27 protein-coding genes are annotated in these 24,903 nt (G+C 47.5%); 17 read left to right on the top strand and 10 right to left on the bottom strand.

Annotated elements, in window-relative coordinates; translation table 11 throughout:
• Positions 1-124: 124 nt before the first annotated feature.
• Positions 125-595, bottom strand: a complete 471-nt coding sequence (locus ACHA8N_RS07715; protein ID WP_147512456.1) for a metal-binding protein — start codon at positions 593-595, stop codon at positions 125-127.
• Positions 596-625: 30 nt separating this feature from the next.
• Entirely contained in the window at positions 626-1,240 is a 615-nt protein-coding gene (gene lexA / locus ACHA8N_RS07710) for a transcriptional repressor LexA (protein ID WP_147512455.1), read from the bottom strand.
• Between the two features lie 209 nt (positions 1,241-1,449).
• On the opposite strand from lexA, the gene yneA reads away from it, so the two are divergent.
• The 7 genes from yneA to ACHA8N_RS07675 all read left to right on the top strand — a co-directional run bounded on the left by yneA (position 1,450) and on the right by ACHA8N_RS07675 (position 8,941).
• On the top strand, positions 1,450-1,737 hold the full coding sequence (gene yneA / locus ACHA8N_RS07705; protein WP_014970072.1) for a cell division suppressor protein YneA: 288 nt from the start codon (positions 1,450-1,452) through the stop codon (positions 1,735-1,737).
• Between the two features lie 45 nt (positions 1,738-1,782).
• Positions 1,783-2,439, top strand: coding sequence for a YneB family resolvase-like protein (locus ACHA8N_RS07700; RefSeq protein WP_147512454.1), 657 nt, complete (start codon positions 1,783-1,785; stop codon positions 2,437-2,439).
• Positions 2,440-2,548: 109 nt separating this feature from the next.
• Entirely contained in the window at positions 2,549-2,785 is a 237-nt protein-coding gene (locus ACHA8N_RS07695; RefSeq protein WP_012369999.1) for a DUF896 domain-containing protein, read from the top strand.
• A 212-nt stretch (positions 2,786-2,997) separates the two neighbouring features.
• A complete protein-coding gene (gene tkt, locus ACHA8N_RS07690; RefSeq protein WP_393965342.1) occupies positions 2,998-4,968 on the top strand; it encodes a transketolase in 1,971 nt (656 codons plus the stop codon).
• A gap of 108 nt (positions 4,969-5,076) precedes the next feature.
• Entirely contained in the window at positions 5,077-5,307 is a 231-nt protein-coding gene (locus ACHA8N_RS07685) for a YneF family protein (RefSeq protein ID WP_012370001.1), read from the top strand.
• Between the two features lie 120 nt (positions 5,308-5,427).
• Positions 5,428-7,185 carry an ABC transporter transmembrane domain-containing protein gene (locus tag ACHA8N_RS07680; protein ID WP_393965341.1) on the top strand — a complete coding sequence of 586 codons (1,758 nt, stop codon included), beginning with the start codon at positions 5,428-5,430 and terminating at the stop codon, positions 7,183-7,185.
• The gene (locus ACHA8N_RS07675) at positions 7,175-8,941 is read left to right on the top strand and encodes an ABC transporter ATP-binding protein (protein WP_393965340.1); all 1,767 of its coding nucleotides are present in this window, start codon (positions 7,175-7,177) and stop codon (positions 8,939-8,941) included. Before ACHA8N_RS07680 ends, ACHA8N_RS07675 begins: the two co-directional genes overlap by 11 nt.
• 52 nt (positions 8,942-8,993) lie before the next feature.
• Here the strand turns inward: ACHA8N_RS07675 and ACHA8N_RS07670 are convergent, their stop codons facing one another.
• The gene (locus tag ACHA8N_RS07670) at positions 8,994-9,881 is read right to left on the bottom strand and encodes an SH3 domain-containing protein (protein WP_147512451.1); all 888 of its coding nucleotides are present in this window, start codon (positions 9,879-9,881) and stop codon (positions 8,994-8,996) included.
• Positions 9,882-10,018: 137 nt separating this feature from the next.
• On the opposite strand from ACHA8N_RS07670, the gene ACHA8N_RS07665 reads away from it, so the two are divergent.
• Positions 10,019-10,294: a hypothetical protein gene (locus tag ACHA8N_RS07665; protein WP_393965339.1), complete on the top strand. Its 276-nt coding sequence runs from the start codon at positions 10,019-10,021 to the stop codon at positions 10,292-10,294.
• An 18-nt stretch (positions 10,295-10,312) separates the two neighbouring features.
• Here the strand turns inward: ACHA8N_RS07665 and ACHA8N_RS07660 are convergent, their stop codons facing one another.
• Complete coding sequence (locus tag ACHA8N_RS07660) at positions 10,313-10,507, bottom strand: Spo0E family sporulation regulatory protein-aspartic acid phosphatase (RefSeq protein WP_393965338.1); 195 nt, start codon at positions 10,505-10,507, stop codon at positions 10,313-10,315.
• Positions 10,508-10,720: 213 nt separating this feature from the next.
• Between ACHA8N_RS07660 and ACHA8N_RS07655 the strand changes: the two genes are divergently transcribed.
• Positions 10,721-11,419 (top strand): cytochrome c biogenesis CcdA family protein, encoded by a 699-nt coding sequence (locus ACHA8N_RS07655; protein WP_147512449.1) that lies wholly within the window; start codon positions 10,721-10,723, stop codon positions 11,417-11,419.
• A 15-nt stretch (positions 11,420-11,434) separates the two neighbouring features.
• Positions 11,435-11,917, top strand: a complete 483-nt coding sequence (locus ACHA8N_RS07650; RefSeq protein WP_147512448.1) for a CcdC family protein — start codon at positions 11,435-11,437, stop codon at positions 11,915-11,917.
• Positions 11,918-11,949: 32 nt separating this feature from the next.
• Here the strand turns inward: ACHA8N_RS07650 and ACHA8N_RS07645 are convergent, their stop codons facing one another.
• Positions 11,950-12,375 (bottom strand): DUF2621 family protein, encoded by a 426-nt coding sequence (locus ACHA8N_RS07645; protein WP_147512447.1) that lies wholly within the window; start codon positions 12,373-12,375, stop codon positions 11,950-11,952.
• A 92-nt stretch (positions 12,376-12,467) separates the two neighbouring features.
• Here ACHA8N_RS07645 and ACHA8N_RS07640 point away from each other — a divergent pair, with 92 nt between their 5' ends.
• Complete coding sequence (locus tag ACHA8N_RS07640; RefSeq protein WP_147512446.1) at positions 12,468-12,791, top strand: hypothetical protein; 324 nt, start codon at positions 12,468-12,470, stop codon at positions 12,789-12,791.
• Positions 12,792-12,829: 38 nt separating this feature from the next.
• Here ACHA8N_RS07640 and ACHA8N_RS07635 read toward each other — a convergent pair whose 3' ends face one another.
• From ACHA8N_RS07635 to ACHA8N_RS07625, 3 genes are all read right to left on the bottom strand, one after another.
• Positions 12,830-14,128, bottom strand: coding sequence for a VOC family protein (locus ACHA8N_RS07635; protein ID WP_393965337.1), 1,299 nt, complete (start codon positions 14,126-14,128; stop codon positions 12,830-12,832).
• Positions 14,129-14,153: 25 nt separating this feature from the next.
• On the bottom strand, positions 14,154-15,167 hold the full coding sequence (locus ACHA8N_RS07630) for a hypothetical protein (protein WP_393965336.1): 1,014 nt from the start codon (positions 15,165-15,167) through the stop codon (positions 14,154-14,156).
• A 91-nt stretch (positions 15,168-15,258) separates the two neighbouring features.
• Complete coding sequence (locus tag ACHA8N_RS07625) at positions 15,259-15,699, bottom strand: RrF2 family transcriptional regulator (protein ID WP_147512443.1); 441 nt, start codon at positions 15,697-15,699, stop codon at positions 15,259-15,261.
• Positions 15,700-15,839: 140 nt separating this feature from the next.
• On the opposite strand from ACHA8N_RS07625, the gene ACHA8N_RS07620 reads away from it, so the two are divergent.
• Together ACHA8N_RS07620 and ACHA8N_RS07615 are read left to right on the top strand one after the other, a co-directional pair.
• Positions 15,840-16,640: a globin family protein gene (locus ACHA8N_RS07620; RefSeq protein WP_393965335.1), complete on the top strand. Its 801-nt coding sequence runs from the start codon at positions 15,840-15,842 to the stop codon at positions 16,638-16,640.
• Positions 16,641-16,755: 115 nt separating this feature from the next.
• Positions 16,756-17,373, top strand: coding sequence for a histidine phosphatase family protein (locus tag ACHA8N_RS07615; protein ID WP_393965334.1), 618 nt, complete (start codon positions 16,756-16,758; stop codon positions 17,371-17,373).
• Positions 17,374-17,460: 87 nt separating this feature from the next.
• Here the strand turns inward: ACHA8N_RS07615 and ACHA8N_RS07610 are convergent, their stop codons facing one another.
• Complete coding sequence (locus tag ACHA8N_RS07610) at positions 17,461-18,708, bottom strand: MDR family MFS transporter (protein ID WP_026833368.1); 1,248 nt, start codon at positions 18,706-18,708, stop codon at positions 17,461-17,463.
• 412 nt (positions 18,709-19,120) lie between these two features.
• Here ACHA8N_RS07610 and ACHA8N_RS07605 point away from each other — a divergent pair, with 412 nt between their 5' ends.
• The 3 genes from ACHA8N_RS07605 to ACHA8N_RS07595 all read left to right on the top strand — a co-directional run bounded on the left by ACHA8N_RS07605 (position 19,121) and on the right by ACHA8N_RS07595 (position 22,504).
• On the top strand, positions 19,121-20,707 hold the full coding sequence (locus ACHA8N_RS07605; protein ID WP_026833367.1) for a peptide chain release factor 3: 1,587 nt from the start codon (positions 19,121-19,123) through the stop codon (positions 20,705-20,707).
• A 125-nt stretch (positions 20,708-20,832) separates the two neighbouring features.
• Positions 20,833-21,297 carry a hypothetical protein gene (locus ACHA8N_RS07600; protein ID WP_393965333.1) on the top strand — a complete coding sequence of 155 codons (465 nt, stop codon included), beginning with the start codon at positions 20,833-20,835 and terminating at the stop codon, positions 21,295-21,297.
• A 121-nt stretch (positions 21,298-21,418) separates the two neighbouring features.
• Positions 21,419-22,504: an MBL fold metallo-hydrolase gene (locus ACHA8N_RS07595; RefSeq protein WP_393965332.1), complete on the top strand. Its 1,086-nt coding sequence runs from the start codon at positions 21,419-21,421 to the stop codon at positions 22,502-22,504.
• Between the two features lie 190 nt (positions 22,505-22,694).
• Here the strand turns inward: ACHA8N_RS07595 and ACHA8N_RS07590 are convergent, their stop codons facing one another.
• Positions 22,695-23,933 carry a purine/pyrimidine permease gene (locus ACHA8N_RS07590; protein ID WP_393965331.1) on the bottom strand — a complete coding sequence of 413 codons (1,239 nt, stop codon included), beginning with the start codon at positions 23,931-23,933 and terminating at the stop codon, positions 22,695-22,697.
• A 106-nt stretch (positions 23,934-24,039) separates the two neighbouring features.
• Between ACHA8N_RS07590 and ACHA8N_RS07585 the strand changes: the two genes are divergently transcribed.
• Positions 24,040-24,852: a LysR family transcriptional regulator gene (locus ACHA8N_RS07585; protein ID WP_012370021.1), complete on the top strand. Its 813-nt coding sequence runs from the start codon at positions 24,040-24,042 to the stop codon at positions 24,850-24,852.
• Positions 24,853-24,903 lie beyond the last annotated feature (51 nt).

The following is a 24,903-nucleotide window of genomic DNA, read 5'->3' as shown; positions in this document are numbered from 1 at the left end:
TGATAACGTTTTCAATACAAATAATTCAAATCTTCAAATTAAATTTTCCTTAATTTATGTTTAAAAAAATGAAAGCTGGATATTAAAAAACCCTTTGTTCATTTTTACGATGAACGAAGGGTTTTCAGCGACGCTTTTTTCGCTTCTTTTTTGTTCGAAAGAAGCTGCTGGAATGATCGAGAACGATATGGATCGTACTGGCAACCATGATGCCGATGACAAAGGCAGGCATCGCTGCAAACCATGAATCGACCGTACTGGATTCAATAATTTTCGTGTAGAGTGCTAAAAATAAAAGCGGGATTACAAAAGCAGCACTATACAACAGTCGGATGATATCACCGATAATCAGCCCGTGCGACCAGATGGAACGGTGCGGCATGATTTTGACATAGGGCATCCACAGGACGCGTAACGGTCCGTGCCGATAATAAGGTTCAGACTTCAAGTCGAGGTCTGGTGAAAGCCAGAGCGTGCCGACGGCAATACCGACGGCAGTAGGAAGCCAATCCGTTTGCTGCGTTGCGACCGAATACGCAACATAGCCGGCTAAAGCAACGGTATTGACTGTATCATGTACATTTCCGGAAGGCATAAAAAAAGACCAGCAGAGCTGGTCCCTCGCTTAGTGAATCGTCCGATACACGCCGATGACCTTGCCAAGAATCGAGACATTATCGAAATACATCGGGTCCATCGAATCATTTTCGGGTTGAAGACGTACTCGTTGATCTTCTAAGAAGAACCGTTTTACCGTCGCTTCGCTATCTTCGGTCATAGCAACGACAATTTCACCATTCTCTGCTGTATTTTGCTGACGAACGATGACTCGGTCACCATCTAGAATACCTGCATTGATCATCGATTCTCCGTCAATCGTTAACATGAAGACATTTTCATTCCCGACGTAGTGTGCCGGGAGAGGGAAGTGCTCTTCGATATTTTCGATGGCAGTGATTGGAAAACCAGCAGTGACTTTCCCCATAACAGGGATATGCACGATGGCTTCGTGATTTTCGTCAGGTTTATCAAGCAATATCTCAATCGCACGTGGCTTTGTCGGGTCACGGCGAATCAGTCCGCGTTTTTCTAGACGATCCAAATGACCGTGTACCGTTGAGCTTGAAGCAAGACCAACAGCTTCACCGATTTCACGAACTGAAGGTGGATACCCTTTCAGTTTCACTTGAGCAACGATGTAGTCAAGGATTTCTTGTTGTCGTTTCGACATTTTCCGCATATGAATTGCCACCTCTTTTCGGAATGGTTTTTTGAAGGTTATAGGAATACATGTTTCTAAATTCACTATAACATAGAACAAATGAGCGTACAAACAATTGTTCGACATTTTATGTTGACCGAACACTGGTTCTTGGTTTAAGATGAGTTATGCGAACAATTGTTCCGAGAACATCTATTCTAAATCATTTTTAATTGGAGGGATTTATCATGATGCATACGATTCGTACCCATGCCTTTTCCATTGTTTTTTATACGCTTAGCCTTGCTTTCATTCTTTTCCTCTTAACACCCCGGCCGGATGAAAAGGTCGATCAACTCCTGACCGCTTCTGTTACGGTCGATCAAAATGCGACAGTTGAACAAGTCGCTGAAGTCTACAATGACGGTTCGATGACTGATCAAGAATATGTCGAATGGTTGATTGAGAACAATGAACTGAAGACGACTCATGTCATTTCGAAAAACAAAATCGTTGTACCAATCGCGCAACAATGACAAAATGTAAAAGTTGTCATTGAACGAACAGGGGTGTGAAGTAGTATGAGAGTCGTAATCTACTGTCGCGTCTCGACGGAAAAAGAAGCACAGGATAGCTCGCTTGAGCGGCAAAGATCAGAACTGTCGGGACTCGCTGCAACAAAAGGATTTGAAGTCGTGGATATCATCACGGAAAAAGAAAGTGGTTACGATGTCGATCGGGAGGGCATGTTGTCCGTCCTCGATTACGTCACCCGCCAGGCAGTGGATGCCGTCCTCGTGACGGATGATACCCGCATCGGGCGTGGAAATGCCAAAATCGCGATTTTACACACGTTCCAAAAGCATCAGGTCCAACTGATGACGATGGAATCAGACGGCGAATATAAATTGGCTGATGCCGAGGCGATGGTCCTTGAAATCGTCTCGCTCGTCGAGGAATACCAGCGGAAATTGCATAATGCAAAAATTGCCCGCGGTATGCGACGGGCAGTTGAAAATGGTTTCCGTCCCGAACAGAACCTTAACCGGCAAGGTGAGAATGCCGGACGCAGCCGGAAAGAAGTCCCGATTGAAGAAATCGTCCGATTACGTGACTTGGGTCTGACATTTGCTGATATCGCCGTTACCTTAAGAGGGATGGGGCATGACATTTCAAAGGCGACCGTCAACCGTCGTTATCTCGAATATAAGGAAGTCGTCAATACGTATGAACAATGAAGCAGGTGGGTGTGCGAGAAGCGCGCCACACTTGCTTTTTCTGTTCGTGTCTTTTAAAGTAAGGTTACTATTGAAAGCTCGATGTCGAGTCAACAGAAAGAGGGATATTATGTTATCACAAGAACAACTGGACCGGATTAATGAATTAGCCAATAAATCAAAAGTCGAGCCGTTGACGGATGCGGAAACAGCGGAACAAAAAGAATTAAGAACAGCGTATTTAGAAGCATTCCGCGGTTCATTCAAAAATCAGATGATGGGAATCAAAATCGTCGATGAAGAAGGAACCGACGTTACACCGGAAAAATTAAAGCAAGCGCAGGAAGAAGAGCGCAACAAACAATAACCGAAAAAGCTATGTCACTCAATGGACGAGTGGGATAGCTTTTTTTGATAAAAAGTTCGTAATGTGTATCACAAAAGTGTTAAGAAAACGGCAATAGAGAGCGCATTCATTTCAATGTGACATACTATTTAGAAAAGTTGTATCACATTTCCGGGTGTGCTAAAATGATAAAGAATTTGTGAAAAAGAGAGAGGATGATTGTTTTGACGAACATGACAACAGTAGAACTATTAGCAGTAAATACGATTCGTACATTATCAATTGATGCAGTACAAAAAGCGAACTCGGGTCACCCGGGAATGCCGATGGGTGCAGCACCGATGGCATTTACATTATGGGCGGATCATATGAACCACAACCCTAAAAATCCAGAATGGTTCAACCGTGACCGTTTTGTACTTTCAGCAGGACACGGTTCAATGCTTCTCTACTCACTCCTCCATTTATCAGGCTATGATCTTGCGATGGATGACTTGAAGTCATTCCGCCAATGGAACTCAAAAACACCGGGTCATCCGGAATACCGTCACACGGCAGGTGTTGATGCGACGACTGGTCCACTCGGACAAGGCATCGCGATGGCTGTCGGGATGGCGATGGCAGAACGTCACTTGGAAGCGAAATACAACCGTGACGAGTTAAACGTCGTCGATCACTTCACATACGGCATTTGCGGAGACGGCGACTTAATGGAAGGTGTTTCAGCAGAAGCGGCATCACTTGCAGGACATTTAGGTCTTGGTAAACTGGTCGTTCTGTATGATTCAAATGACATCTCACTCGACGGTGATCTCGATAAATCATTCTCTGAAAACGTCCAACAACGTTTTGAAGCATACAACTGGCAAGTCATTCGCGTGGAAGACGGAACGGATCTTGATTCGATTTCAAAAGCGATCGAAGCAGCGAAAGCCGAAACGACAAAACCGACGTTGATCGAAGTCAAAACGGTCATCGGATTTGGTTCACCAAACAAATCAGGAAAATCGGCTTCGCACGGTGCACCACTCGGAGATGCAGAAATCAAGTTGACGAAAGCAAGCTACGTCTGGGATCACGAAGAATTCTATGTGCCGGACGAAGTTAAAGACTTGTTCGAAGAGCGGATCGTCAAACGTGGCGCTGACACAGAAGCAGCATGGGCTGAAAAGATGGAGCAATACAAAACATCACATCCGGAATTGCATGAAGAACTCGTCCGCGCCATCGCAAACGAACTTCCAAGCAACTGGGAAGCAGACCTTCCGACATACGATTTGACATCGAAAAAAGCAACACGTCAAACAAGTGGAGAAGTCTTGAACGCACTTGCGAAAAACGTCCCGACGATCTTCGGTGGATCAGCTGACTTAGCAGGTTCAAACAACACGATGCTTAAAGGGGAAGCGGACTTCGACATCGATCCAAGCGGTCGTAACATCTGGTTTGGTGTCCGTGAGTTCGCGATGGCAGCAGCGGTCAACGGTATGGCGTTACACGGTGGTGTCATCCCTTACGGTGCAACATTCTTCGTCTTCTCGGATTACTTGCGTCCGGCTGTCCGTTTAGCAGCGTTGATGGGAATCCAGTCAATCTTCGTCTTGACACATGACTCAATCGCAGTCGGTGAAGATGGTCCGACACACGAGCCGGTTGAACACTTGATGAGTTTCCGCGCGATGCCGAACTTAACGGTCTATCGTCCGGCAGACGGAAAAGAGACAATCGCAGCATGGAAAACAGCGGTTCAATCGAAAAACAAACCGACACTTCTCGTCATGACACGTCAAGGGTTGCCTGAACTCGAAGGCACAACAGTCGAAGGTGCTGAAAAAGGCGGATACGTCATCGCGGGTAACATCGAAACAGCGGATACGATTTTAATGGGAACAGGCTCTGAAGTGCATCTGTTAGTCGAAGCACAAAAAGAACTCGGCGAAACGGCAGCTGTCGTCTCACTTCCATCATGGGAATTGTTCGAAGCCCAATCAGCAGAATACAAAGAATCGGTCTTGCCAAAACGCATCACGAAGCGTCTTGCGATTGAAGCCGGTGCTTCACTCGGATGGTACAAATATGTAGGAACAGAAGGTCAAGTCATCGGAATCGATCGCTTTGGTGCTTCTGCTCCTGGAGATCTTCTCTTAAAAGAGTACGGCATGTCTGTTGAAAATGTCTTGAACACAGTCAAGCAACTCGGTTAATGAAGAAAGGTGCGCAAACGCGCGCACCTTTTTTTTGCATTATCTATGCAAAGGCTTTAAATTATAGTATAGTAAAAAGCGACGTTTGAAGTTAGAGGAGGAAGCAACTTGGCTACATGGATTTGGATTTTAATTGCCCTTCTTTGCTTGGTAGCTGGTGTCGCCCTTGGTTTCTATATCGCTCGCCGATACATGATGAACTATTTGGAGCAAAACCCACCAATCAACGAAGATATGATTAAGACATTGATGATGCAAATGGGTCAAAAGCCATCACAAAAGAAAGTCAACCAAGTGATGCGTTCAATGAGTGGTTCAATGAAATCACCAAAAAAATAATGACTTGTAAAAGGAGACCGCTTTGGTCTCCTTTTGTTTGCTATTTTTTAGGAAGATGGCTAATCTAAAATGTGAGACTATTAGAAATACTCAATCGATTTGAAAAAAGGGGGGACTTGTATGGGAGTCTTCAAGAAACTGAGTTGGTTTTTCCGACTCGAATGGAAAGCGTACAGCTTAGGCATCATTGCGTTGATTTTTGTAGCCGGACTGGAATTGATTCCGCCGAAAGTAATCGGTACGACGGTCAACGGACTGAGTGAAGGCAGTTTGACGAAGGATGACTTGATGCGACTCGTCGGCACCTTGTTGTTAATTGGTGTCTCCACGTATGTGATTCGCTATTTTTGGCGGTTCTTTATCTTCGGGGCATCGATTCGCCTCGGACGACTGTTACGCAGTCAATTGTATGGTCATTTCTCCGATTTGGATCAATCGTTCTATAAAAAGTATCGGAGCGGGGACTTGATGGCACACGCGACAAATGATGTGCAAGCTGTCTCAATGACGGCAGGAGCCGGTATTTTAACGCTCGTCGATTCGGTGACGATGGGAAGTTTCGTCATCATTACGATGGTCACGACGATCAGCTGGAAACTGACGCTCGTTTCGCTGTTGCCGATGCCGCTGATGGTTTATTTGACCTCACGCTACGGGAAGATGTTACATTCGCGGTTCCATGATGCGCAAGAAGCGTTTTCCGATTTAAATGATAAGGTCGCGGAAAGTGTCAGTGGGGTCCGGGTCTTAAAAGCAACAGGGGAAGTCGAATCTGATGTCGGGACGTTTACCTCGTTATCGGACGATGTCGTTCAAAAAAACCGTCGGGTCGCAAAAATCGATGCCTTGTTTGATCCGACGATTTTCGGATTGGTCGGTTTATCGTACATCATTGCGGTCGGATACGGTGCCTATTTACTGCAACAAGGCGAAATCCGGATCGGAGACATCGTTTCATTCACTACATACTTAGGTTTACTGACATGGCCGATGCTTGCGTTCGGGTGGTTGTTCAACATCGTCGAACGGGGACGGGCATCATACGACCGGATCGAACGGATGCTGGCGGTTGAACCGGAAATCAAGGATGCGAAGGAAGCGGCGACGACGGTCACGTCATCCGATCTGCATGTCGCGATTGACCGATTTATCTATGACACGCAACCGGTCTTACAAGATATCGATGTGACGTTACGACCGGGGCAGACGCTCGGAATCGTCGGTCGGACCGGGGCGGGGAAATCGACGTTCGTCCGGTTGTTGTCCCGGGAATACGATGTCAAATACGGCTCGGTGTCAATTGGCGGTCAAGACATCAAACAATTGATGCGGGAGACCGTCCGAAAGCAAGTTGCGATCGTTCCGCAGGATCATTTCCTGTTTTCCGCTTCGATTGCGGATAATATCGCCTTTGCAAAACCGGATGCTTCGATGGAACAGATCATGGAAGCCGCACGGGTCGCTGCGGTTCATGAAGATATTCTCGGCTTTACGGAAGGATATGCGACGATGGTCGGGGAGCGGGGTGTGACGTTATCCGGTGGTCAGAAACAACGGATTTCGATTGCCCGCGCGTTGCTGGCGGATTGTCCGATTCTTGTCCTCGATGATGCGTTGTCTGCGGTGGACGCCAAGACGGAAGAAGCAATCATCGAACACTTCCGCACGGCTGATAATCAGCAGTCGCAAATCATCGTCGCGCACCGGCTGTCTGCCGTTTCGCATACGGATGAAATCATCGTCCTTGACGCCGGACGGATCATCGAACGCGGAACGCACGACGAATTGCTCCGTCAAGACGGCTGGTACAAGGAGACGTATGACCGGCAACAGCTGGAGTCACTCGTCGAACAGGGAGGTGGAGCGTTTGAATCATGATATTAATGAAAAAGCGGTCCTGAAACGATTGCTCGGATTCGTCAAACCGTTTAAAAAACAAGTGATGGTCGCCTTTTTCTTGTTACTCGTGACGACCGGAGCGAAACTTGGCGGACCGTATCTCGTCAAAATCTTCATCGATGACTATGTCGCGGTCGGGAACTATCCGGTTCAGGAAGTCGCCTTATTGTTCGGCGTTTATCTGCTGCTGCATACGACCGGGATCGTCGTCGACTATTTACAAGCCTTTGAGTTTCAAAAGATTGCCTTGAAGGTCATTCAGCGTCTTCGGATTGATGTATTTCGTCACGTCATGCATCTGAGACTCGGCTACTTCGACCGGACACCGGCTGGCGTGCTCGTCTCGCGGATCACGAATGATACGGAAGCCATCAAAGAGCTGTATATCGGCGTCTTGTCGACCTTTGTTCAAAGCGGGGTTCAGTTGATCGGGACGTATCTATTCCTTTACCTGCTGGAACCACGTCTTGCGACGATTGCCTTAGTGTTGTTGCCGCTGTTTTATTTCATTATCTGGATTTACCGCCGTTATTCGACAAAATATTATGCCGAAGTTCGGGATCTGTTGTCGAAGATTAACGGTCAATTGAATGAGTCGATCAACGGAATGGCGATCATTCAACAGTTCCGCCAAGAAAAACGATTGATGGCGGAATTTGAGGAAACGAATATCGCCCACCAGAACGGTCGCTACAAGAACTTGAAACTCGACAGTTGGTTACTGCGTCCGATCATTGAATTGATGCTTGCCTTGACGATTGCTTCCTTGATCACCTATTTTGGAATCTTGTCGTTCTCACAAACGGTCCAAGTCGGTGTCGTTTATGCGTTCATCAGTTATATGGAACGGATTTTTCAGCCGGTCCAACAAATCATGCAACGGTTGTCGGAGTTCCAACAGGCGGTCGTTTCCGCAGACCGCGTCTTTAAAGTCCTTGATACCGATGAGCCGGAACCTTCAAAAACATTGGCAGGGGAAGCGTCTGTATCCGAAGGCCATATCGTCTTTGACAATGTCCGCTTTAGTTACGACGGGGAAAAAGAAGTCCTGAAAGGGATTTCGTTCGAAGCGAAAAAAGGTCAGACGGTTGCTCTCGTCGGTCAGACCGGCAGCGGGAAAAGTTCGATCATCAACATCTTGATGCGGTTTTATTCGTATCAGTCCGGTCGGATCTTGATCGATGGACAACCGCTGGAACAGTTGCCGGAAGACGAATTGCGACGTCATGTCGGTCTGGTGTTACAAGATTCGTTCCTCTTTACGGGGAGTGTCGCTGATAACATCCGACTGTTTGATCCGTCGATCCCATTCCAAAAGGTCGAAGAGGCAGCACGATTCGTTCAGGCGGACGGCTTCATCAATCAGTTGGATGATCGGTACGACAGTCCGGTCGCCGAGCGGGGAGCGACGTTCTCTGCCGGGGAACGTCAGCTGGTCTCATTCGCCCGAACGATGGCCCGTGACCCGAAAGTCTTGATTCTAGATGAAGCAACGAGTTCGATTGATACGGAAACCGAAGAAAAAGTCCAAGTCGCCTTAAAACGAATGCGGCAGGGACGTACGACGATTGCGATTGCCCACCGTCTGTCGACCATCCAAGATGCCGATTTGATTTTGGTCCTGCATCAAGGAGAGGTTGTTGAACAAGGGAATCATCAGACGTTGATTGAAAAGAACGGGCTGTATAAAAAGATGTATGAATTACAGTCGGGACATGTCTCATCTGTTTCATGACACAAAAAAGCCTGCCAGGCGATCTCGCCCGGCAGGTTGTTCGTGTTTTAAATTAGTAGACAGTGACAGTGACGTTTTGACGTCCCCAGTTGAGTGCTTCTTGTTGTGAACCAACGAGAAGATCCAATTTGTTCCCTTGGATTGCGCCGCCACGGTCAAGTACGATGGCTTCGCCGATACCTTCAATGTGCATGCGTGTACCAATCGGGTATTGTGCTGATGCAGCAACGATACGCATACCGTTGTACGTGATCGTATTTGTCACATCATAACCGCTGGCAGTAAGGGCACGGCCGTTGTAAAGCTGACTGCCGTTGTTCGATGGATCGTTTGTGTACGCGGTAACGTTCATCGTTACTTTTGTACCTGATTTTGCTGCTGTTGTTTGTTTTGTTGCTGCTGCAGGTTTAGCTGCCGCTTTTGGAGCTTCTTTTGCTGCAGGAGCTGCTTTAGCCGCTGGTGCTTTAGCTGTTGATCCTGCTAGAGTCGTATAGTCGCTGTGTACATAACGTGTTTTGCCGTCAATTGTTGTTTTGATCCAAGCACCGACTTTGCTTTCCACGTTAACGGATTGACCTTTGTACAGGTTGCCTACGTCTTTAGAGTTAGTTGTTGGTTGCGTCCGAACGTTTAATACTGCCGTAGTGACTGTAGCTTTTTTAAAGTCGAATGAAGAACCGGCAGAAGTGTATGCGCCGTGTACATAACGTTTTTGGCCATTGATGTTTGTTTTGATCCATGCACCAGAACGTCCTTCGACATTTAATTTTTGACCTTTATATACGTTACCTACATCCGCTGATGCCGTTGTAGGTGCTGTGCGTACATTTAATACCGCTGTATTTACTGTTACCGTCTCTGAGGCAGCCTCTGTCTCTTGGGCGAATCCTACTGATAGAGCCGTTGCTGCAAGACCTGCAGCGAAAACTGCTTTTTTCATTATTGATGTCCTCCTGACATGTGCTGTGTTTACTGTTCCTACTTTACACGGCAATTCCGGTTTGTGCGTTTACAGGTCAGAGTCATTCAAGTTACAAACAAGCAGAGTATGACAAACAGATTGCAAAAACACGGATTTTGTCACCAGTAGGTCATAATACATGGAAAAACTCTGGTAAAATAGGTCTTTTGGCATGTGGTAGAGGGAATATTCTAATTATTCTTCTAACTAAAGACTCAAAAAACGACTCTGAAAATAAAAGTAAAGCTATTTCTAATGTTTTTTTAAAAGTTCCAATCAAAAACAACTCTAAAAAAGCTATATATAGAAGAAACACGAAAAAACCGCCGACGTTTGATGAACGTCAGCGGTTTTTATACATCATCTATGTGGAGCAAAAAGACCGTCCTTAAAAAACGATAAAATATGAATTATCCCAAAACCGTTTCGTTTGTACCCGGATACGTGTACTTTTGGACGAATCGTGAATACTCAAGAAGTAATAAATCCAATTCGTGACTCAGCTTTAAAACATGCGGGGAGGTGAAACTAGACCGATCGGCCTGATGATACAGTTCACTTCGCTTTGCTTCAATTGCTAAAGTCAATAGATGTGGGCTTGTCATAGCATCCTCCCTTACATTGGTGACATATCCATATTCTAGCAAGTGGATTTACCGAGCACAACAAAATTTCATCTGTTTTATGGAAATGTAATTTTTTTGTCATTTCAATAGTCACGAAACTTTTTTATCTTTCGGAAGATAATAGGTGCTAAATGTCGATTAGTTTGGCAAAATAGAGAAGGAACTTCTTCTTATTAGAAAGGAGCTGCTGAAATGGAGCTCTCGCTTTGGTTAGCGTTTGGTGCAGGGTTATTATCGTTTGTCTCACCATGTACACTTCCGTTGTATCCGGTGTTTCTTTCCTACATCACCGGTGTTTCTGTAACGGATTTGAAGGAAAAGGGAGTCAGGGAAAAACGTTCGTTGTTGCATACATTAGCGTTTTTGATTGGTTTTGCGATGGTCTTCGCGGTTCTTGGATTGTCTACTTCGCTTATAGCGGATGTGTTCATTACGTATCGTGACACGTTACGGATGATTGGTGCATTGGTCATCTTCATATTTGGAGTCGTCCTGCTTGGTTTGTGGCAACCGACATTTTTAATGCGCGAAAAAAAGCTCGATTTAGGAGAACGCAAGGGCGGTTACATCGGAACAGTCCTCGTCGGAATCGGTTTTGCTGCCGGATGGACACCGTGTACCGGTCCGATTTTGGCAGGAGTCATTGCACTTGCAGCAACAAACCCGAGTCAAGGGATGTTGTATATGATGTTTTATGTCTTAGGTTTTTCGATTCCATTTTTATTGATGGCATTTTTCGTCGGCCGTTCAAGACTTTTTGTCAAATACAGCTTAAAAATGACGAAATTCGGCGGAGCTTTGATGATGTTGTTTGGGATTGTCCTTTACTTTGACGGACTCAGCGCCTTTGCAGCATGGATGAGTGATCTTGTCGGATTCACTGGATTTTAATGAGGAAGTGATGAGATGATTTGGATATCAACAGGGGTGGCACTTGTCATGGGGTTGCTGATCAGCTTTATTCGTGTCAAAGCGTCAGCAAAACCGACGAATGCTAAAAAGATTTTGATTCCGCCCTTCGCCATGTCGACCGGCATGTTGCAATTTTTGTATCCGGCGTCTCGTTTGACGTGGACAGAAGTGGCGGAAGCGTTACTGATCGGGGCAATCTTCAGTATTTTTTTGATCAAGACGTCCAACTTTTATGAAGCCGAAGGACAAATTTATTTACAACGTTCGAAAGCCTTTTTTATCGTCTTATTTGGTATCTTGATTGTCCGGACGGTTGCGAAGTTTGTCATCGGGGGACAGATTGATATCTTTGAAACCGGAGGGATTTTCTATCTTGTCGCGTTCGGAATGATTGTCCCGTGGCGGATTGCCATGTATCTGAAATACAAACAGGTCAAGTCGGGAATTGTTCCAGTCGAACATTTACCGCAAAACTAAACGGAAGGATTCTCACTAGAGAACCCTTCCGTTTAGTTTTGGAAATAAAGTTCGTAATCGCGCCAATCGATGGCGTGTTCACGGAGCGCTTTTTTCAGGAATTTATGATCGCGTTTCGGTGTCGCTGAAATATATCCTTTGACGACAAGTTCGGATGTCATCTCAGAAGCGCGTTCTTCCAGCGCATACTGTCCGATCCGTCCTGCTATTTTTCGCCGTGCCACATCCCGAAAAGCTGTCGGAACCGGCATGACCAGTGCGTTTAATAAATCAAGTGTCTCATCCGTCCATAAATGGCGGGTCTGATCGATGTATTCATCTTCCCAGTCCATCATCGATTTGCCATCTTCTTTCGGAAGTTTCTTTAGGAACTTCCGGAACATGAAGAAACCACCAATCGCCATCAATGTGATCATGATGAAGCCCCAGAGCAAAATTCCGTTCATGAACCATGCCATCCGTGACCCATCCCCCTTTCAACATCACTTATAGATTAGCATAATTTTTTCGGTCATGCTATGATAAATGACGGAGAAAGTGAGGCGGAACGATGTTACAACCATATGTACAATTGGATGATTCCGGACGACCTCAAAAAGGGTTGTTACCGGAGACGGCGGATGGTCGTGTCGTCGAATTTTATTATGATACGAGCGGAACAGACATTACAGTCGTGTTCGTGACGATTCCGTCTCAAGATGCGAGCCGTAAGCGGGCATTCACGGTCGGAAAAACGTTTAAAACGATCTCGACACTGGAAGATTTTACGTTGTTACGGTATGACTTGACGGATCACACCATTCTCGCGACACTTGAGATGTTCGCGGATGGATCGAAGCGTCAAATTGATGCTTCGAGATTGCTCGACTATTAAAAAGAAGGAGGTGCGGATCGCCGCGACTCCTTCTTTTTTTAATGACTAATCGAAATGATATCGTCCTTGATTGTTGCCTGACCGCCAATCGGGAATGTGAACAGCGGCATCGTATGCCCGAAATCTGCTCCGGAGATGACAGGAATGGAAGATAAAGCAGGATACAAATCCACTAAATAACGAAGGTGTTCATCCGTCATCTGTGTCGCGAGTTGAAAACGTCCGAAGACGATACCGCGGATTTGATCGGCTCCAGGCTGTGCCATCAAGGAGGCGAAGTCACGAGCGAATGTCGCCGGGTGGACTTCATAATCATCCTCAAGAAACAGGATGGTGTCACGCAAGTCCGGAAAATAGGAAGTGCCTTGCAATAAATTCAACGTACAGAGATTACCGCCGAGTAAACGTCCTTCGGCCAGACCGGAAGACAGGATGACATGACCCGGATTAGCGTGAGTCATCTCTTTTCCTTCAAAATCATCCTGCCAGTTTTGGCTAGGTTTGATTGCCGTTTCGCCGTCAAATAACATCGTACGGAAAGACGTCAACGTGTAGGCATCCCGCGATGCGAGCGCCCGTAACATCGGTCCGGAATAGGTGATGAGTCCCGTCTTTGTGAAAATCGCATGACTTAACGCTGTGATATCCGAAAAACCACATAGAATTTTTGGATTCTGACGGATTAAATCGTAGTTTAGATCGTCGAGCAGCTCATTGGAACTGAAGCCGCCTCGGACACAAAGGATGGCATCCACCGTCGGATCGGCAAATGCCGTATGCAAATCTTCCAGCCGATCAGCCGGATCGCTAGAGCCGAAAGGATTCAGCGAGCGGGCATGTTGACTGATGGATACATGCAAGCCGAGTGATTCCAACACCCGGATGGCATCGTCGACAATTTTTACCGAAACGGACGCAAGGCTTGAGGCCGGCGCCAGCAGACGGACGTGTGAACCGTGGGTGAGACGGTTTGGAACAAGTGTCGGCAGAGTCTGTTCGATGCATTCAACCCGGTTTCCGAACGGATCGTCTGTAAAAAATCGGCGGCGCGGTGCCAGTCGATCGTCGAACTGAACCGGGTATCCGGCAGATTGAAGCCGGCTCGCGACTTCATCCAGACGGGCGAAGGTCAGACCGGGATGGGCCTTTGTTGCAGGACGGAACGGTTCTTCGATCCCGATGTGAAGAGCGGCAGCGTGTGATTCAAACCACACACCACCGCTTGCCCGAACACCGACCGGTTTTTCGACTTCTTTCATATGTAAAAGCCCGGCATAAAAAGCCCGAGCCTGTGCTTCTGAGTTTTTAGGGGCAGCTAGCTGTACATGATCCAACATTCGAGCACGTCCTCTCCCATTAAAATTAAACGATGAACTCCGTGACGCGCTTTAGTTCCCGTTCGACGAAGTTTAAATAAAAGTGTCCATCGATCCGTCGGTCCAACTCTTGTGCGACTTCGTAGATATTCGAGCGGAGTACGCTGAGATAAGCAACTTCTGCGTGACGAGCTGCCCGGTGGGAAGCAGCATAATGAGCAAGTAAAAACTGTAAATATCCTCGGTCGGTCAACAGAGGAATCAGTTGTTTTTTCTCTTCCATCGACCAGACGTAATCGGCGTCGTAATACATTTCTGCATACAAGTGATAAGGCTCGTCTCCGCCGGTGAAGAGAGGTTTGACACGCTTGATTTCCTGAATCAGTTGTTCCGTCCAGTCGAATCGGTCTTTTTTCCGGCTGATGAACAATGGAAGAATGTAAGGATGGGCTTGATCCGGCATCCGCGAGCATCCGCGTTCATGTCGGATTGCTGCATACAGCAGTAAGGCCCGGTCTTCAAAGCCACGTTCAATGGCATAAATCATCCGGCTGAAGCCTTCACAAGACGGACAATCACTTAGTTCGTCGGGTTTCGCCTCGACCCATTCCGCCAAGTAATGATCGGCTTGCTCTTCATCCCCGAGTTTGCTGTAAATCATGAATCCGATATAGTCACGGGTCCGCACAAAGCCATGAGCGTCACAAAAATCAACGAAACGGTCGAAGTCTTCTTCGAGTAAAGCGACCGGCATATCTTCCTGCTCTGCCGCGTAAATCAAATACGATTTATAATTCCAGTACAGGTCAAGTTCCTGTTTCGGTGTCAACGTTAATTCGTCTTTACGGATCCAGTCCATCAATAACGAAAACGAAACTAAAAAGGAACGGAAATGACCCAAGTCAAACTGATTTTGGGAAAAGGTCCATAAAGCAAGGGGACGGAGTGTAGCATCGGTTGTATCTTCAAAGATGGTCCAAAGCGATTCACCACGTTCGATTGACGGGTCGGCTTCCTTCAGACGCAGATATAAGCTGTTTAATTCTTCATGAGGGTTCATCTGTCCCCCTCCTTTCTTATATAAGTATACCACGCACGCCGGCAGAAGTTGCTTTTGAGGTCAAGGAACAAAAAAATGATTCCGCCCACGATTAATCGCGGTTCGGAATCATTTCAAGGATCTGTCGGTGTGTTGCGTTTGTTGGATGAAGTAAATCGCTAATCGTGTAGCTATTCAGGACTTGATGAAACGCGGCAATTGCGTCATCAAAAGCTTCACGTGCGGGGTCAAGCGAGGGCAGCTCTGCTGCACCTTCAAGTGGATCTAAAAAATGAATCGTTGGTTCGAATAGCTGCACAACGTCACCGATATAAATTTCATCCGGGGGACTCGCTAAGCGAAATCCACCACCGCGACCACGAACAGAATGGATCAAACCACTTTGTCCTAAACGATAGACGACTTTCATCAGATGATTTTTTGAGATGTCGTAACAATCCGCTACTTCCTGAATTCGGACGAGCCGATCAGAGTGTGCCCCTGCAAACAACAGGGATCTGATTGCATAGTCCGTATAACGTGTCATGCGCATTTTTATCACCTACTTAACAACAATCCTAGAGAACTATTTATGGAAGTACAAGTTTAAATGTGCCAAATCAAAGATGCATTTTATAGATTGAATTTAGAATAAGATTTTGCCATAATTAACGTGGGAAGGTAGGTCATATCATGCATTTTGATCAAGCGTTACACCTGTTGCAGACGGTTGGGCCAGAGATGGAACAAAAGGGATTACGGATTGCAAGCCGTTTTTATAAACAATTGGAAGATAAGTATAGCGTGATCTTGGAAGAATTTAAAAGTCGAACGATTTCAGCACAAAGTGTGGAGCTGCGGATTTTACGACTTACACAACTATTAAAACATGTGACGGATCAAAACGAATCCAGCGAACTGTTTAAATTGATTTTATTAAATGAAATCAATCAGACGAAATCCTTTCTGATGACGTATCCCGAGATCGTCAGTGAAGAACTGCTTGCAGCCATTCGAACGGAGCTCGAGTTAGAGGAATCGGACCCTGTCATAGTTGCCTGGGAGACCGTCCATCATCAACTCGTCGAGACGTGCCGTCATTTTTATAAATATAAAACGCAAGGGAACTGGGCACGTCTTGACGTCTTATTGGTTGCGGAAAATCATCATTTGGGAGCTATTCTGGATGAAGCCCGCTATGCGCTGACGAGTGGGCGGAAAACGACGATTCTTCACGTGCGAAATCAAAAACCGTCTTCTAAAAAACTAATGATGACGTTGAACGTTCTGACGAAGCAGGGATTAATTTTTCACAGCATGCAGACAGAGGAATGGGACGAGCAACTCGAACAGTTCTTGGAGCTAATCTCGATCGGCGACCCGATTACCTTTGCGAGTGGATCCAGCCGGTTCATTACCGAAGTACAACGGACGTTGGAACCGTTACCGGTCATATTTAGTCCATTCGTCGCAGACGGGATCTTGCCTTCTTGACGGAACTCAAATGGTGAGATGACTTCAGAAGAACGCAGAAGTCCTGTTTGTCGTGAACGTATCCTTAATGGTAAAATAATGGATATTTCACGCATGAGGAAAAGAGGGACAATGGATGCCGATGATTTATTTGACTCGTCACGGTGAGACGGAATGGAATATCGAAAACAGATTGCAAGGGTGGAAAAACTCTCCGTTAACTGCAAAAGGGCAACGTTATGCCGAAAAATTAGGGCAACACTTGCAAGACATCCCGTTTCAAGCCGTCTACTCGAGTCCGAGTGAACGTGCATTTCAGACGGCGCAATTGATTTGTGACGGACGGACGACACCGATTCAGACCGATGCCCGGTTAAAAGAAATTCACATGGGCGAGTGGGAAGGCAAGACACATGATTTCTTAAAACAGAATGACCTGGAAGCCTATACGGCGTTTTGGGAGACACCTCACCTGTACGTTTCAAAGACGGGGGAGAGTTTTGATGTGTTAAAGAATCGTCTCCTTGAATTTTTAAAAGCGATACAAGTGAAACATCGAGAAGAAACGGTTTTAATTGTCACACACGGTATTGCGATTAAAGTGCTGTTATCTCATTTCAAAGGGACTGCCATGGAGCACTTGTGGACGTCTTCCTTCATTCACGGGACCAGTCTGACGATTGTCGAGTCAACGGATCAGGGAGACGTGGTTCTGCTTGAAGGCGATATGACACACGCGAAGCAGGAAGCGTGATCTTCATTCTGTACATACAAAACCCCCGGACCGACACTTACAACAAGTGTCTGATCCGGGGGTTTATCTGATATGAATCCCGCACGATCAAGCGGATTGCGATAACCGTTTTGCCCGCCGGATTGACCGGTCGAGTGCCAGGTAAACAAGACCGGACAAACAACAGGCGACCCCGACACCGGCGAGCGCATATTGTCCGTTTCCGGAATCAAGGAACAGGGATCCGAGAAGCGGCGCCGTGACACCACCGATCAACCACTGGATGCTGGCAGCACCGTTATAGGTTCCGCGCAAGTGTTCCGGTGCAATCAAGGCGATGAACGTCATTTGAACCGGGGACATGATCATCTCACCGAGGGTATAGAGGGCGTAGATGACCAGTAACACCGTCACGAGCACCAGATACTCCGTTCCGAGTGAGAAAAGATACGACGGAATGAAGGCGAGTAAAATCATGCCGATTCCAAAAATACAGGCTCCGAGCAACATGACCTTTCCGAATGCTTTTCCGGACAAGCGGGCGGCGATCGGGAACTGGAACAAGACGACCATGATCCCGTTTAAGCCCATCAAGTACGGGAATGGGTTTTTGTCGTTCGGCAGACCGGGCAAGGCTTCTTTCAGGAAAACCGGCAACATGCTTTCGACGAGGGCAAAGCCCATTGAGATGAAGACACCGGCTGCGATGAAAATTAAGAAGACATTGTCTTTGCGCAGGACGGTGAAGGCGGATAACTTCGGTTCGTCACCGGTATGTTCGATCTGATCCGGTTTTGTTTCTTGGATGAAGATCAACAAGACGAGTGCATACACGAAAAAGACAGCGGCCGCAGCGTAGAAAATCAACGTTCGATCGACGAACAAAACGGCACTTCCGATCAGCGGACCAAAAGCAGCCCCGACATTATGCCCCATCCGCAGGAGCCCAAACGATTCGTTGAGTCGTTCCGGCGGTGTGACATCGGCGACCATCGCACTGGCAGCCGGGTGGAACAAGGAGTTCGTCAGACCGAGTAAGGCATTCATTAACAATAACGGCCAAAACGAATCGGCGAACGAGAAACCGATCAAGGCGACGACATCGCCGACAATCGAGATGACCATGAGCGGTTTACGGCCATACAAGTCGGCGAGATACCCGCCGAGGAAGGAACCGAACAATGAAGTGATCGGTCCGGTCGCCATGATGAGACCAACCAAAAAGTACGAATCGAGTTGTTCGGAATAATACAAAACAAGAAATGGTGCAATCATGAACATCATGACTCCGGTAATCGTTTCCCCGACGAACCGGATCCAGATGTTGCGGTCAAGCTGTTTTAATGCAGTAAACATAAACAAAACCCCTTATACTTCCGTTTTTAGACCATAAAAAAGACGGATACGCACAAATATGGGCATACCCGTCCTGATATAAGAGGGCAGCATGTACGTATACGCATACGTACACCCTGCTTAATTAAAAATTAAACGATTGGGTGACGTACAGTTGTAGCCAATACGTAAATCGATGGTTGCTGATTAAATGATTGTGACATTGTACGTCTCCTCCTTCTTGTCATAGTAACTTCCTCGTCATCGTATAGAAGATCGAGCGGAGTTGTCAACCTGAAATCTGAAAATTAAGTCAACAAAGTGAAATGGACGAGACTGCGAAAATTCGGTATGATAGACTAGTTGCGAAAATGAGCGAGGTAACCACTTTTGAAGAAGATTTTTAATATATAGGTGAAAGGAATTACCCTACATGACAAAATTACTCCAAACCGAAGTCGAGAAACGCCGGATCTTCGGAATTATTTCCCACCCGGATGCCGGGAAAACGACATTAACTGAAAAATTCTTACTCCACGGTGGCGCGATTCGTGAAGCTGGATCGGTCAAAGCGCGGAAAAACTCGAAATTTGCGAAATCCGACTGGATGGAGATCGAAAAACAACGGGGAATCTCCGTTACATCATCCGTCATGCAATTTGAGTATGACAAAAAAATCGTCTCAATCATGGATACACCGGGTCACTCCGATTTCGGGGAAGATACGTACCGGATCCTGACAGCCGTCGACTCGGCGATCATGGTCATCGATGCCGCAAAAGGGATCGAGTCGCAAACGAAAAAACTATTCCAAGTCTGTCGGATGCGCGGGATTCCGATCTTTACGTTCATCAACAAGATGGACCGCCAAGCGCGTGATCCACTCGAATTGATGGAAGAACTCGAGGAAGTCCTCGGCATTCCATCAGTCGCTGTCACATGGCCGGCCGGATCAGGTCAACAGTTTGAAGGCGTCTATGACCGCGTCAACGAGAAGTTCCATTGCTTCAAGAACGACCGTCTGACGATTGATCTCGGCGAAGAAGGACTCGCGAACGATCAGCTGGCGTCAACGATCAACAACGAGATGTACGATACATTGGTGGATGAAGTCGATCTGCTCGACGGAGCGGGAAATGCGTATGACGAAGAGTTGATTGCGAAAGGTGAATTGACACCGGTCTTCTTCGGTTCTGCCCTGGTCGACTTCGGAATTACACCGTTGCTTGAGCATTACCTCAACTTATCACCGTCGCCGACACCACGTGAGTCGAACAAAGGACAAATCGAGCCGGCACAAGAATTCTTCAGCGGCTTTGTCTTCAAGATTCAAGCGAACATGAACCCGAATCACCGCGACCGGATTGCCTTCGTGCGGATCTGTACCGGGAAATTCGACCGCGGTATGGAAGTCGTCCTGACGCGGACCGGCAAAAAAATGAAGTTATCCCAATCGACGCAGTTCATGGCAGACGAGCGGGAAACGGTCAACGAAGCGTTTGCGGGAGATGTCATCGGTCTGTATGATTCCGGCAACTATCAAATCGGCGACACGATCACGAACGGTGATCCGAGTCTTCAGTACGAAGCATTGCCGACGTTTGCACCGGAATTGTTCCTCAAAGTCTTTACGAAAAACGCACTGAAATCAAAACAGTTTCAAAAAGGTGTCGAACAGCTCGCGCAAGAAGGAGCGATTCAGGTCTACAAGACGGAATACAACGAGATCATCCTCGGCGCGATCGGACAACTTCAGTTTGAAGTCTTCGAACACCGCCTTAAAGGAGAGTACGGCGTTGACATCTTAAAAGATGCGGCGAACTTCCAAGTCGCGAAGTGGGTCAAGGTAACGGAAATCAGTGAAGTCAAGAAATTGACGGATTCACGGACTGTTCTTGTCTACGACCGTTGGGAAAATCCGGTTCTGTTGTTTGCCAACGATTTCGTTTACGAACGATTCGTTCAGAAAAATGACGGTGTCATCACGCTTGTTGATTCACCACAGTTACTCAAAGATTAATTGAAGTGGGACGTGTTTTTCCGATTCAGCGGAAGACACGTCTTTTTTTCGTTTTGAGATGACAAAATAAGGGTAAAAAGTGGAGTCTGTAAATTCATATCTCTTTGAGAGGAATGGTGTTGACGATGGCAAAGAAATTTATCGGGATTTTTCATGATGAGTCGAGCTTACATCAGAAAATGCAAGCGTTAAAAGAGCAAGGTCACAAGGACTCCGATTTTTCAGTGGTTGGACGGGACGAAGCGGCGGATGAGGCATCCGGTGCGTCATGGATCGACCAGATCAAATCAAAATTCAGTCACGAACCGCCACTACGTGAAACATTGAAGCGGGTGGGGCATTCCGATCAAGAGGCAGAACAACATTATCAAGAAGTCGAGCGGGGCGGAATCGCGCTGTTCGCAAAAGACCGACATGACGATCATGACCATGGACATAATCATGATCACTCACGCGACCACCTGCACGAAGAAGGGCACCGGCATGATGGAAAAGTTGAAAATCCGGGCGTCAACGATTATGAGTCGGAGCATGAATCCGATCACGATAAAAGCGACCGTTCGAAATGGAAAGCGGACGATTTAGACTAAATCCTAGACGTAAAGCTGAGATACTCAGTTTTACGTCTTTTTTTAGGGAAAGTGAAGTTTGTTCATTACCGCTTTAAAAATCACCGATGCTATACTGGACGTATCAAAGAGGTGAAGAGAAATGAAAAAAACAGTAGCAGCATTAGCCGGACTCGGCGTCCTTGGAGCGGTCTTCATGACCCGTTATCCGTTATTCGGTCGCCGGCCGTCAAAAGCAGATCAACAGCAGTATACGCGTTCGCGTCAGTTTTCGAACGGAAAGTTTCAAAATGAATTACCGTTCCAACTGAAGATGGAATGGGAGACAATGAAAAGTATTTTAAAAGATTACGGTCGGGAATTACCATCGTTAAAACCGGTCAAGCCGTTACCGGTCGTACCGTTTGAACGACGGACGGACGGAACTGAGCCGCGCGTGACCTGGTTCGGACATTCGGCGTTCCTGCTTGAACTCGATCAACAGACGATTTTCTTTGATCCGATGCTCGGTCGTGCGCCGTCACCGTTCCCGAAACTCGGGGGCGGGCGTTTTCAGACGACGGCACCGGTCGATCTCGATGCGTTGCCGCCGATCGATCTGGTCATCTATTCGCATGATCATTACGATCACTTGGATTATCATTCGATTTTGGCGTTAAAAGACCGGGTCGGTCGATTCATCGTCCCGCTTGGTGTGGCAAGCCGCCTAAAAGGCTGGGGGGTAGATCCGGACCGGATTACGGAACTCGATTGGCACGAATCGGTCGAGACGAACGGTCTTCGTTTGACGGCAACACCAGCCCGGCACTACTCGGGGCGAAATGGTCTTGATCAATTTTCGACGCTTTGGGCGTCATGGGTAATTGAGGGATCGAAGAAAGTCTTCTTCAGCGGAGACAGTGGCTACGGTCCACACTTCAAGGCGATCGGGGAACAGTATGGTCCGTTTGATGTAACCATCATGGAATGTGGTCAATACGATACCCGGTGGTCGAGTTCACACATGTTGCCGGAACAGACACTCGCTGCGCATCTCGATGTCAGAGGGGACGTGCTGATTCCGGTCCACTGGTCGGCGTTTACGCTGGCGTTTCATCCGTGGTACGAACCGGTCGAACGTTTGCTGAAAGAAGCCGTAAAACATGAGGTGTCGGTCGTGACACCGATGATCGGCGAAAGTGTCACTGTTGCCAGTGAGACACGCAGATGGTGGCGTGAGGTACGGTGAAGTTAAGTGAAGTGAAGTGAAGTGAAGTGAAGTGAAGTGAAGTGAAACTCGTCTTCTTTTTCCGTGCTTTACTCAGGCGAGACATGGGAAGAATACGAGTTTAATGAACGGCTTTCATATGATTTCAAACACAAAATCCCCACTCTGTCGCGTTTTGCGAGAAAGTGGGGATTTTACTTTAACATAAAGATTAACTGGCAAGTCGTTCTGATTTAGCTTCACGTCGTGAACGGAACCGTTCGATGACTTCAAACCCGAGCACAAGCATCGTCCCAATTAATAAGCCGTTACTGAAGAACGGACGTAACGTCAGCGGCAGGATTTCCGCCAGAACCGTCGATTGCAACAGAATGCTGATCCCGATTACTGCACAAATCGCAAAGGCATGTTTGCGACGGCTGGTCGTCATGCTGCTTTCAGCGGACTGCCAGGCAATCAGGAACATATGCGGTAACGTTGCGAGCAGAGCGGCACTGGCGACACTGCGCGGTAACGTCGCGATGATGCCGATGATACTCGGGAAAAACCCGACCAAGGCGATGACAAGTGAGGCAATCAAAAACGGACGGCGTTCCTTACTTCCCGTCTGGGCGATGAAACCACTGGTGATCGGCAAGGGGACCGGAACGAGCGTCGAGAACGTCGCCGCTATCAAGTGAATGATCCCTTCGACCGTCAACCCCTGATTCAAGGCCCCTTTTTTCTGAATCGTCGCTTCGACGGCGCTTAACGCGGCAATCAAGTTGACGATCAAAAGAATCGCAAACGGAATCGCGACCAGAAAAGCACTGCCGTCAAATTGCGGCATTCCGAACGGTAAGGCGGTCGGAACGGCGAAGACACCGGACGCTTCCGGTAACGACGGACGGCTGACCAACCAGCCGACGACAATGCCAATCATCAAAGCGAACGGACGGAGGCGGGTCGGACCAAATTGACTGAGTCCGAGGACAAGCAGGAATGTCAGAATGCCGGCAAGACGTGTTGCTTCGACGGCGAGAACGGCACCAAGCATGACGCCGGTCAGTTGAATACATAATAAAAGCAAAAACGTTCCGCTGACGAGCGGCGTAAAGACCGGTAATAAAAAGCGGGTCCATCCCGTCAACCCGAGGAAAATCAAGACGACGCCGGCAATGACGACAGCGGCCATCGCAATCGTGAAGGCCGTCTTTGAATCGACCGGCAATGCGGCGATGACGACAAAGATGCTGACCCATGAGCCGGCAGGACCGGACACGATTGGTAAACGGTGACCAAACAATCCATGGAGAAAACAGGCAATCCCTCCGACAAAGAAGGAGCGTTGGACAAGTGCGGCCGTCTCGACACTCGAGAGATCAAACAGGCTCGCGACGACGATTGGCAAGGCAATCGTATTGGCTAATAAGAAAATAATCCACTGGACCGTGGACGTCGTACGTTTCACAAAAATCGTCTCCTTTAAAAATCGCTGATTTCAGCATCGTATCATATGATTGATGTTATGATTCATACATATTTATTACTGAAAACATATGAAAGAGATGATGAATATGGATTTACGCCAATATCGGTATTTTTGCGCGGTCGTCGAAGAGCAATCCGTCACACGGGCGGCGGAACGACTGCGGATGGCACAACCTGCTTTGACCCAACAAATTCGAAAGATGGAAGAGTTGCTTGGTGTACGGCTGATTGAACGGGCGGGACGCGGTATCCGGATCACGGCCAGCGGTGAGCGGCTGTATGAACGCGCCGTCTCGTTGTTGCGGTATGAAGCGGAAACCCGGATTGAAGTCAGTGACATCAAGGAAGGACGGACCGGCATCTTACGGATCGGCGTCAATACGTTGTCCGCCGGTCGATTGACGGGATGGGTACAAGAGATGAAACGACGCCATCCCCGGATCACGTTGCAAATTCATCAGGGCGAGTCCGCTGCCTTGATTGATCGTTTGAAGGATCATGCGATCGACGTGGCACTCGTCCGGCTGCCGATTGAGGCACAAGGTGTCACGATCGAGTGGATGGAAGAAGAACCGTTTTATCAGATCCATCATCCTGATTTTCCGGATGCCGACGTCATCATTCCGAGTCAGGAAGGACTTGGTGTCTTTCAGACGCTCAGCCAGCAGTTCGGGGTCGTCTCGCAGGAAACCTGTTCCGACGTCTTGACCTTGATTGGACTTGTCCGCAGTGGACAAGCGGTGACACTGCTACCGGAAAGTACGCTCCGCGAGCTCGACATGACGGGACTGGTGCGGGAAAGGTTACCGGACGCGACGAGTACGACGGCTCTTGTCTGGTTGACGGAAGACGGTCAATCGGCGCTGACCCAACAATGGGTCTCGATTGTCCACGAGTAAGAACGAATTGTTAAAAAAGGGATTTTATAGGATACTTGAACAAGAGACAGG

This window comes from Exiguobacterium sp. S22-S28, from assembly GCF_043359615.1.
GTDB lineage: Bacteria > Bacillota > Bacilli > Exiguobacteriales > Exiguobacteriaceae > Exiguobacterium_A.
Note: the sequence above shows the minus strand (reverse complement) of the source record. Positions and strands in the feature narration are given on the sequence as shown.